Source organism: Citrobacter sp. Cy070 (assembly GCF_030332245.1).
Taxonomy (GTDB): Bacteria; Pseudomonadota; Gammaproteobacteria; order Enterobacterales; family Enterobacteriaceae; genus Citrobacter; species Citrobacter youngae.
Window position 1 is genome coordinate 117,469 of sequence record NZ_JAOWIG010000075.1, and the last position, 9,511, is coordinate 126,979.

Annotated in this window: 10 protein-coding genes and 1 pseudogene; 4 read left to right on the forward strand and 7 right to left on the reverse strand. The window is 49.6% G+C overall.

Features of this window, described 5'->3' with window-relative positions:
* Nucleotides 1–103 precede the first annotated feature (103 nt).
* Together yihI and OGY19_RS15685 are read right to left on the reverse strand one after the other, a co-directional pair.
* Nucleotides 104–613: a Der GTPase-activating protein YihI gene (yihI, locus tag OGY19_RS15680; protein ID WP_239505706.1), complete on the reverse strand. Its 510-nt coding sequence runs from the start codon at nucleotides 611–613 to the stop codon at nucleotides 104–106.
* 106 nt (nucleotides 614–719) lie between these two features.
* Nucleotides 720–968 (reverse strand): annotated as a pseudogene (locus tag OGY19_RS15685) (hypothetical protein).
* Between the two features lie 209 nt (nucleotides 969–1,177).
* Between OGY19_RS15685 and yihA the strand changes: the two are divergent.
* On the forward strand, nucleotides 1,178–1,810 hold the full coding sequence (gene yihA, locus OGY19_RS15690) for a ribosome biogenesis GTP-binding protein YihA/YsxC (protein WP_003840416.1): 633 nt from the start codon (nucleotides 1,178–1,180) through the stop codon (nucleotides 1,808–1,810).
* A 119-nt stretch (nucleotides 1,811–1,929) separates the two neighbouring features.
* On the opposite strand, the gene spfP is transcribed toward yihA, so the two are convergent.
* Nucleotides 1,930–1,977, reverse strand: coding sequence for a small protein SpfP (gene spfP / locus OGY19_RS24615; RefSeq protein WP_071892919.1), 48 nt, complete (start codon nucleotides 1,975–1,977; stop codon nucleotides 1,930–1,932).
* Nucleotides 1,978–2,143: 166 nt separating this feature from the next.
* Nucleotides 2,144–4,930, reverse strand: a complete 2,787-nt coding sequence (gene polA, locus OGY19_RS15695) for a DNA polymerase I (protein WP_115601220.1) — start codon at nucleotides 4,928–4,930, stop codon at nucleotides 2,144–2,146.
* Between the two features lie 364 nt (nucleotides 4,931–5,294).
* Here polA and yihG point away from each other — a divergent pair, with 364 nt between their 5' ends.
* Complete coding sequence (yihG, locus tag OGY19_RS15700) at nucleotides 5,295–6,230, forward strand: 1-acylglycerol-3-phosphate O-acyltransferase, YihG family (protein ID WP_115601221.1); 936 nt, start codon at nucleotides 5,295–5,297, stop codon at nucleotides 6,228–6,230.
* A 12-nt stretch (nucleotides 6,231–6,242) separates the two neighbouring features.
* Here yihG and dsbA read toward each other — a convergent pair whose 3' ends face one another.
* The 3 genes from dsbA to OGY19_RS15715 all read right to left on the reverse strand — a co-directional run bounded on the left by dsbA (nucleotide 6,243) and on the right by OGY19_RS15715 (nucleotide 8,215).
* Complete coding sequence (gene dsbA, locus OGY19_RS15705; RefSeq protein ID WP_003028621.1) at nucleotides 6,243–6,866, reverse strand: thiol:disulfide interchange protein DsbA; 624 nt, start codon at nucleotides 6,864–6,866, stop codon at nucleotides 6,243–6,245.
* A gap of 16 nt (nucleotides 6,867–6,882) precedes the next feature.
* The gene (locus OGY19_RS15710) at nucleotides 6,883–7,869 is read right to left on the reverse strand and encodes a serine/threonine protein kinase (protein ID WP_101741987.1); all 987 of its coding nucleotides are present in this window, start codon (nucleotides 7,867–7,869) and stop codon (nucleotides 6,883–6,885) included.
* Nucleotides 7,870–7,945: 76 nt separating this feature from the next.
* Nucleotides 7,946–8,215 (reverse strand): YihD family protein, encoded by a 270-nt coding sequence (locus tag OGY19_RS15715; RefSeq protein ID WP_003028616.1) that lies wholly within the window; start codon nucleotides 8,213–8,215, stop codon nucleotides 7,946–7,948.
* A gap of 69 nt (nucleotides 8,216–8,284) precedes the next feature.
* Here OGY19_RS15715 and mobA point away from each other — a divergent pair, with 69 nt between their 5' ends.
* Together mobA and mobB are read left to right on the forward strand one after the other, a co-directional pair.
* Nucleotides 8,285–8,869 (forward strand): molybdenum cofactor guanylyltransferase MobA, encoded by a 585-nt coding sequence (mobA, locus tag OGY19_RS15720; RefSeq protein ID WP_115601222.1) that lies wholly within the window; start codon nucleotides 8,285–8,287, stop codon nucleotides 8,867–8,869.
* A complete protein-coding gene (gene mobB / locus OGY19_RS15725; protein WP_115601223.1) occupies nucleotides 8,866–9,375 on the forward strand; it encodes a molybdopterin-guanine dinucleotide biosynthesis protein MobB in 510 nt (169 codons plus the stop codon). The genes mobA and mobB overlap by 4 nt, the downstream gene beginning before the upstream one ends.
* Nucleotides 9,376–9,511: the final 136 nt, after the last annotated feature.

Sequence of the window (9,511 nt, forward strand, 5' to 3'; positions counted from 1 at the left end):
TCTGTCGCCGCGACAACCGCTGTAGTTTAACGAATAACCACACCAGATAACATATAACCGGAAGGGTTATAAGCAGGACGGGAAGACCCACGGTGTAAAATCGTTAGTTGCCGCCTTTCAGCAGGCGCATCATGTCTTCCTGCTTTTCTTCCTCTTCCTCTTCTTCCTCGTCATCGTAAGAAAGACCCAGCTTTTGCATCAGCTCATCGATGCGGTCCAGCTTGGCATCAACCCAGGCCTGATCTTCCGCGCTCAGGGTTTCTCCTGCTTCAAGACGCTCCAGCAGCGCATCCAGGCGCTCATCCGTTTCCAGTAAATCCAACTCAGCCTGTGGTGAAAGCATAGGTTTCTCACTCTTCGGTTTGTGCTGTTTGGTGACTTTTTCGGTCACGCCCAATGGAATGGGGTTTTTGCTGCCAATACGAGGATCTTTTTGCTTGTTTTGGTTTCCGCCACCAGAACCGCCTTCGCTACCGGACGCACGGCTACCCGCCGCATGACCACGGTGTTTTTTCTGGCGCTTACGGTCGCGAGCTTCCTGGTTAATTTCTTCGCGTGTTTTACGACGCGCTTTTGCAGGACCTTTACCGCGTGGTGTAGAAGTTGGTTTCATCATGATTCGTCTTTGGCTGTATTTATTCAGTATATAATTGCGCCGGAATCTAGCAGAAATAAAGAAAAAAGGCGACAGAGTAATCTGTCGCCTTTTTTCCTGACTCTCAACCCTTACGGGCTCTACTATCCCTGTTGGCTATCAACACACCCTGTTTTTCCCTTAGCCTGCAACATTCCGTGTTGTTTCCATTTCCTTTTACTAACGTCTCCGGACGTTTGTCTTCCTGACAATCCTGTGTCTTCGCCTCCTGGCGCTCCTGACCCTCATCCTGAGTCGTTTATCCTGTCAGCTTCCTCGCTATGGACGCTACTTTACCGTTTTGGTTTAAACGTACAAGTAACCTGGGTAACAATTTCTGATTTTAAGAATAGCGCCCAAATGTAACTCTATGATTTATTTTAGTTCTGCCATTTTTTACTCTGTCATCTCGTATAGAAACTGTCGGCAATGTCTCACAAAGCGCGTGGTTTTTACTCACACAGCCCACTCGTCGAAAAACCAGCCTTTTGCTGGGGTTCAGGTATAATCGCTGCAAAGCCCTGATTGATGGAGAGGACTGCTTTGACTAACTTGAATTATCAACAGACGCACTTTGTGATGAGTGCGCCTGATATTCGCCACTTACCTTCCGACACCGGTATAGAAGTGGCTTTTGCTGGCCGTTCCAACGCAGGCAAATCCAGTGCGCTAAATACCCTGACGAATCAAAAGGGTCTGGCGCGTACATCTAAAACTCCAGGCCGTACTCAGCTCATCAACCTGTTTGAAGTTGTGGACGGTAAACGCCTGGTCGACCTGCCTGGTTATGGTTATGCCGAAGTCCCGGAAGAGATGAAACGTAAATGGCAGCGCGCACTGGCCGAATACCTGGAAAAACGCCAGAGCCTGCAAGGTCTGGTGGTATTGATGGATATTCGCCACCCGCTAAAAGATCTCGACCAGCAGATGATCCTGTGGGCTGTGGAGAGCAACGTTCAGGTTCTGGTGCTGCTGACTAAAGCAGACAAGCTGGCCAGCGGCGCGCGCAAAGCGCAGCTGAATATGGTACGTGAAGCCGTACTGGCATTTAACGGTGATGTGCAGGTAGAAGCATTTTCATCACTGAAAAAGCTGGGTGTGGACAAACTGCGGCAGAAGCTGGATAGCTGGTTTAGTGAGCTGGCGCCGATTGAAGAGATGCAGGACGGGGAATAACCCACCGTATTGCCGGATGGCGCCGCTGCGCGTCTTATCCGGCCTACAGCATGTACAAAACTTTTCTTTCGCACAATAAAAAACGCCCCAGTCATTACTGACTGGGGCGGCTAAAATATTCAGCCAAATCCGATTACGTGAAGTAAAAGGTCTGAAAGATAGAACATCTTACCTCTGTACCCTACGTGAATAACTTTACTCTTTTTTAAGCAGCTCAGAAAGCACTTTTTGTAATTTTTTTTCATTCCTTACATAGGGAATTCTAATGGACATCACAAAAAGCTCTATCTTATGTTGCTTAGTTACGAAAAAGAGCCGTTATTCAGTAAACCCTTAGTGCGCCTGATCCCAGTTCTCACCACTACCGACTTCCACCAGCAATGGCACATCAATTTGCGTCTCGTTTTCCATCAGCTGATGGATCTTTTTCGAGACGCTTTCGAGGTCATCTTTATGCACTTCAAACACCAGTTCATCGTGCACCTGCATAATCATACGCACACGCGGTTGCTCGGTTTGCAGCCATCTGTCCACCGCAATCATCGCTCGTTTGATAATGTCTGCGGCAGTACCCTGCATCGGGGCGTTAATTGCCGCGCGTTCTGCACCTGCACGGCGAGCGCCATTACTGGATTTAATATCCGGTAAATAGAGACGGCGACCTTCCAGCGTTTCTACATAACCCTGCTCTTTCGCCTGCGCGCGGGTGCGTTCCATATATTCCAACACGCCTGGGTAGCGTTCGAAGTAGAGATCCATGTACTTCTGTGCTTCTTTACGCGGAATATTCAGCTGACGCGCCAGACCGAAGGCGCTCATGCCATAGATCAGACCAAAGTTAATGGCTTTTGCGCTGCGGCGTTGTTCACCAGTCACGGAATCCAGCGGTAAACCAAAAACTTCTGCCGCCGTTGCACGGTGAATATCTTTCCCTTCGGCAAACGCGGTAAGCAGGCCTTTATCGCGCGAGAGATGCGCCATAATACGCAGCTCGATCTGCGAGTAGTCCGCAGAGACAATCACGTAGTCTTCTGGTGCGATAAATGCCTGGCGAATACGACGACCTTCATCGTTACGTACCGGGATGTTTTGCAGGTTAGGATCGGTTGAAGACAAACGTCCGGTCGCCGTAACCGCCTGATGATAGGAGGTATGTACGCGTCCGGTTTTTGGGTTGATCATCAACGGAAGCTTATCCGTGTAGGTCGACTTCAGTTTTGCTAACCCACGATATTCCAGGATAACTTTCGGCAACGGATAATCCAGCGCGAGCTCTTCCAGCACCTCTTCTGACGTTGATGGCGCGCCGCCAGGGGTTTTCTTCAGCGGCTTAATACCTTGCTTTTCAAACAAGATAGTTTGCAGCTGCTTGGTGGAAGAAAGGTTAAACGCTTCTCCGGCAATCTCGTGCGCTTTTTGCTCCAGCTCGTTCAAACGCAGCGTCAGCTCTTCTGAATGCTTGTGCAGAACAGCCGGATCGATTTTCACACCATTGCGCTCAACGCGGGACAGAACCGGGACCAGCGGCATATCAATATTTTCGAAAACATTTAGCGGCCCTTTGTGCTTCTGCAGTTCTGGCCACATCTTCAGATGCAACTGAAGCGTAACATCGGCATCCTCTGCGGCATAGCGCCCGGCCTCTTCCAGTGCTATCTGGTTAAAGGTCAGCTGGTTTTTACCTTTCCCGGCAATCTCTTCAAAGGTGATGGTTTTATGTTTCAGCCAGCGATCTGACAGGCTGTCCATATCGTGTCGGCCTGCAACACTGTTAAGAATGTAGGATTCGAGCATGGTGTCAAAGGTGATGCCGCGAAGCTCGATGCCATAGTTCGCCAGGATACCGCGATCGTACTTCAGGTTTTGCCCAACTTTATGCGCGTTCTCATCTTCCAGCAGCGGCTTCAGGAGCGCCAGCGCGCGGTCGCGAGAGATCTGATCGGGGGCATCCAGGTAATCATGAGCGACAGGAACATACGCAGCCACACCTGGCTCAATGGCAAAAGACAGGCCAACCAGATTCGCGGAGATGTTGTCCAGGCTGTCAGTTTCAGTATCAAAGGCAAAGACGGGCGCTTTCTTCAGCTTTGCAATCCACTCTTCCAGCGTTGCTTCGTCCAGAATCGTCACATAATTGTCGTAGGAAAGCACCGTGGCAGGTTCCTCAGGCGTTTCATCGACAACGATGGTCTCCTGCGGTTTAGCTGCCGGTTTCGTCCCTTTCGCCTGTAGCCATTTACCGGCTTCAACGTCAGTAACCCAACGCTTGAATTCATACTGTTTAAACAAGCCCAGCAGTTCTTCTGCTGCTGGTTGGCGCACTTCCAGCTGCTCGCAGGTTAATTCCAGCTCAACATCCGTTTTGATGGTAGCCAGCTTATACGAGAGATACGCCACTTCTTTATTCTGCTCGAGTTTGCCTGCCATGGTTTTGGCACCACGGAAGCTCAGCCCTGCTATTTTGTCGGATTCCGCATAGAGAGTATCCAACCCACCCAGCCCCTGCAGCAACGCCTGAGCCGTTTTTTCACCCACGCCTGGTACACCTGGAATGTTATCTGAGGAGTCCCCCATCAGCGCCAGGAAATCGATGATCAATTCAGGCGGAACACCGTACTTATTTACGACCTCATCCGGACCAAGGATCGTATTAGTCATAGTGTTGATGAGGGTGATATTCGGCGTCACCAGTTGAGCCATATCTTTATCGCCGGTGCTAATCAGTACCGGACGCCCCACCTTCTCTGCCTCACGTGCCAGCGTACCGATGACATCGTCCGCTTCCACGCCTGAAACCGCCAGCAATGGCAGCCCCATCGCTTTTACCATCGCATGCAGAGGTTCAATCTGCGCACGTAAATCGTCCGGCATTGGCGGGCGGTGCGACTTGTAGTGTTCGAATAATTCATCACGGAAGGTTTTACCCTTAGCGTCGAATACCACCGCTGCATGCGTAGGTTGATATTGCAGAATCAAGCTACGCAACATGTTGAGGACGCCGTACATCGCACCAGTAGGCTCTCCTGCGCTGTTCGTCAGCGGCGGGAACGCGTGGTATGCGCGATACAGGTAAGATGAACCGTCTACAAGGATAAGTGGGTTTTCTGGGATCTGAACCATAATGTCCGTGCCTGTTTATCAGATTATGGGTAAAGGATGCCACAGACAGGATGAAAACATGAGTTTTTCGCCGCATTTGTCGAAAATCTTTTGCAGATCTTCTGCGTTGCTCGCAAAGCGTGCTGTGGATAACTTTGTGAATAAATAATTTTCAGCTCTTTAAATGTAGCAACAAAATTATCACTTCATAATATTTTTATATAAATTTCAAAGCATTAAATAAATACACAGCATTTTATTCCATTTTTACAGCTTATATCCTGATGTGGATAGATATTCCTGTTTTTTCTATTCAGCGAAGATCCATCATTTGGTTCGTTTTCTGATAAAATCTGCCCCTTGCGCCTCATTTAGCGCACTATCTATGGCTAACCTTTTGAATAATTTAATTATGACGAGAATACTCGCTGCGATAACGCTGTTGCTGAGTATCGTATTGACCATATTGGTCACGATTTTTTGTTCTGTGCCGATCATCCTTGCAGGGGTTGTAAAACTCCTTTTGCCCATTCCTGTCGTCTGGCGCAAGGTTTCTGTCTTCTGTAATTTCATGATGTATTGCTGGTGTGAAGGTCTGGCGCTACTGCTGCACCTTAATCCACGATTAAAGTGGGATATCGAGGGGCTGGAAGGTCTTAGCAAGAAAAATTGGTATCTGCTCATTTGTAACCATTACAGCTGGGCTGATATCGTTGTGCTTTGCGTTCTGTTCCGTAAGCACATCCCGATGAACAAATACTTCCTCAAGCAGCAGTTAGCCTGGGTACCCTTTATTGGCCTGGCCTGCTGGGCGCTGGATATGCCGTTTATGAAACGCTATTCGCGTGGTTATCTGCTTCGCCACCCGGAACGGCGCGGTAAAGATGTCGAAACAACGCGTCGTTCCTGCGAGAAATTTCGTGCGCATCCAACAACCATTGTGAATTTTGTTGAGGGTTCACGGTTTACCAAAGAAAAACGCGAGCAAACCCGTTCACCCTATCAAAACCTGCTTCCTCCCAAGGCGGCCGGTATTGCGATGGCCTTGAACGTCCTGGGGTCACAGTTCGATAAAATGTTGAACGTCACGTTGTGCTATCCGGAAAACAGCAGCCGACCGTTCTACGATATGCTGAGCGGTAAGTTAACGCGGATTGTCGTGCGGGTGAATCTGGAGCCAATCCATGAAGAGTTGCACGGTGATTACGTAAACGATAAGGGATTCAAGCGTCGGTTTCAGCTATGGCTAAATACGCTGTGGAGTGAGAAAGACGCGCAGCTCGATGCAATTAAAGCCTCAAATAAAAAAGCCGGTCAGTGACCGGCTTTTCTTTTACTTCTGACCGACCAGATACTTCACGGTATCCGCATACTGTTGTACAAAGATATCCATGCTGCTGGTGTCCATACCCTGCGGGTTGACCTGATATTTGCCATTAACAAACATCGCCGGCACGCCCTGCAGCTGCAAGTCAGCCGCCGCTTTTTCCTGCTGCGCCACGAGTGATTTCACCACGAAGCTGTTCCATGCCGCATCATAGTCTTCGCCTTTAATACCTGCGTCGACAAACACTTTGCGGATATCTGCAACAGATTGAACGGTCTGAGTTTTCTGAACCCCTTCAAACAGCGGAACAGTGACCTGATCTTCAACGCCCAGCGCCATAGCAACCGCCCATGCCTGCGTCAGATCTTTACCCAAAGGCCCCAGAAATTCGACGTGGTATTTGGTCATCTTGGTGCCTTCCGGCAGCTTTTTCTTCACGTTATCAGACACGTGAAGCACTTCTTCAAACTGGTAGCAATGTGGGCAGTAGAAGGAGAAAAACTCCAACACCTGCGGTTCACCCGCAACAGGCTTTTCCAGTGTGATGTACTGCTTACCATCCTGGAACTGCGCTGCCGATGCGCTAAAAGCTAAAACCATACCAGCCAGCGCCAGCCATATTTTTTTCATGTTCAAGTTTCTCCGATTAATACATTGGCGTTAATTGTAAGGGGGGCTCTTGCAGAATTTTTGCCTGCTCAATAAAGGTCGCAGTCTGACGATGCCAGTAATCTTCCCCGGTTAACCACGGGAAGTTTTTTGGAAACGCAGGGTCAGCCCAACGTCGAATTAGCCAGGCAAGATAATAAACTAAACGCATAGCGCGTAAAGGTTCTATCAGTCCGATTTCAGAAGTATCGAACTCACTAAACTCTTCATAAGCTTCGATAATGGTTTCAAGCTGCATGCGTTGTTCAGCTTTATCGCCATTGAGAAGCATCCATAAATCCTGAACAGCCGGACCATTACGAGCATCATCTAAATCGACAAACATCGGGCCATCGCGCCACAAAATATTACCGGCATGGCAATCACCGTGCAGGCGTAATGTGTTAAAACGCGTATGCCAGCGATCGGTAACGAGTGCGATCAGCGCATCCGTTGCCTTAAGGAAGGCCGCTTTTTGCCCTGATGGGATCAGCGGTGCGTGTTCAAAAACGTTACGTGGCTCAGTCAGATACTCTTCAAGGCCAATCGTTGGGCGAAAGGCAAAAGTACGCTTGCAGCCGGTCTGATGCATACGCCCCAGATAGCGACCCACCGCCTCCATCTGATCGATGTTGTCGGCCTCAAACTGTCGCCCGCCGACGCTGGGGAAGATCGCATAATGAAAACCCTGATGACTTAACAGCGTTTGGCCGTTTAGTACTAGCGGCGCAGCGACCGGGACTTCATCGCTCACCAGTTCCAGAGCAAACTGGTGTTCTTCCTGGATCTGATCGACAGACCAACGTTCAGGGCGATAAAACTTAACGACAAAACGTCGACGGTCTTCGTCCTGGAATTGATAGACACGGTTTTCATAGCTGTTAAGCGGGGTAAGCCCGGAATCCACCCGGATCCCCTGCTCAAACAGTGCATCCATGATGGTATCCGGGTGTAGCGTCTGGAAATTAAAAGCGTTGTCGTTCATCCCATCATCCGGAAAATACTACGAATGATTCAGGATATCATTTCGCAGCGCTTTCGGTGGTGGCGATTACAAGCTTTTACTCTTTAATTACGCCACGTGCGCGGAGTAGTGCAGTTTTAAAATCTTCTTCATAATCTTTCTGAATACCTGGGATGACCGCGTCTTTCGCCGAGTCACGCATTTTCAGGTGATAGATCAGAATGTCATCAGTTAAATCCGCCAGTTCGCCGTCAAAACCTGACTCTTGCGCCAGTTTCTGTAAAAATTGCATCAGGTTTAGATCGGGTTCTTTCTGCCAGGCTGGCTGGAGGAGTTCAATAACTTCATTCAGACGTTTACATTTCATGGTTGTGCTCCTTAGGCTCAATACGGATACGTTAGCAGGGTCAATCCCACATTAAAAGAGGCGATATCAGTGATTCTGGATAGTGCAATAACAGGGGTTGTGCTGGCAGGTGGTAAGGCCAGACGGATGGGCGGAACCGATAAAGGTTTGCTTGAGCTGGACGGAAAACCTCTTTGGCGACATGTGGCAGATACCCTCGCTTTGCAGGTCGAAACCGTGGTGGTCAATGCTAATCGCCACCGGGAGATTTACCAGCAAAGCGGCCTGAAAGTGATCCCCGATTCATTGGCCGATTTCCCTGGCCCACTGGCCGGGATGCTATCGGTATTCCTGCAGCAAACGGGGGAATGGTTTTTGTTCTGCCCGTGTGATATGCCCTATATTCCTCACGATCTGGTCGCTCGTTTAAAAGAGCAGCGCAAAGCTGCACCGGTTGTCTGGGTGCATGATGGTGAAAGAGATCACCCAACCATTGCGCTGATGCACCGCTCTATGCAGCCTTTGCTGCAGGATTATCTTCAGTCCGGTGAAAGACGCGTCATGGTCTTTATGCGTCTGGCTGGCGGTCATGCTGTCGATTTCAGCGATCATAAAGATGCGTTCGTAAACGTGAACACCCCCGAAGAGCTCGCAAAATGGCAGGAAAAATCATGATCCCATTACTCGCCATTGCGGCATGGAGCGGCACGGGAAAAACCACGCTGCTCAAAAAATTGATCCCGGAACTACGTGCCAGAGGTATACGTCCCGGATTGATTAAGCATACTCATCACAAGATGGATGTCGACAAGCCCGGTAAAGATAGCTATGAGCTACGTAAAGCCGGAGCGGCGCAAACGCTGGTTGCCAGTAAGCAACGTTGGGCGTTAATGGTTGAAACACCTGAAGAGCCCGAACTGGACCTGGCCTATCTGGTTAGCCGGATGGATGCTTCGACGTTAGATATGGTGCTTGTTGAAGGCTTTAAGCATGAACCTGTCGCGAAGATATTGCTGTTTCGTGAAGCGGCAGGGCACAGCATTGCTGAGTTGTCTATTGATGAGCACACTATTGCGGTGGCCAGCGACGCTGCGCTGGATGTAGGTGTGCCGGTTCTGGACCTCAATGATCTAAACAGCATCGTCGAGTTTATTGTTAGTTGGCTGCGTACCCACCCGTAGGCCGGATAAGGCGAAACCGCCATCCGGCAATGTGCACCGGGCGTGCCTGACGGCGTTGCGCTTATCAGGCCTACAACAGCCTGGTTATCCGGAAATACAGACGCAAAAAAGCCCATCCGTCAGGATGGGCTTCTTC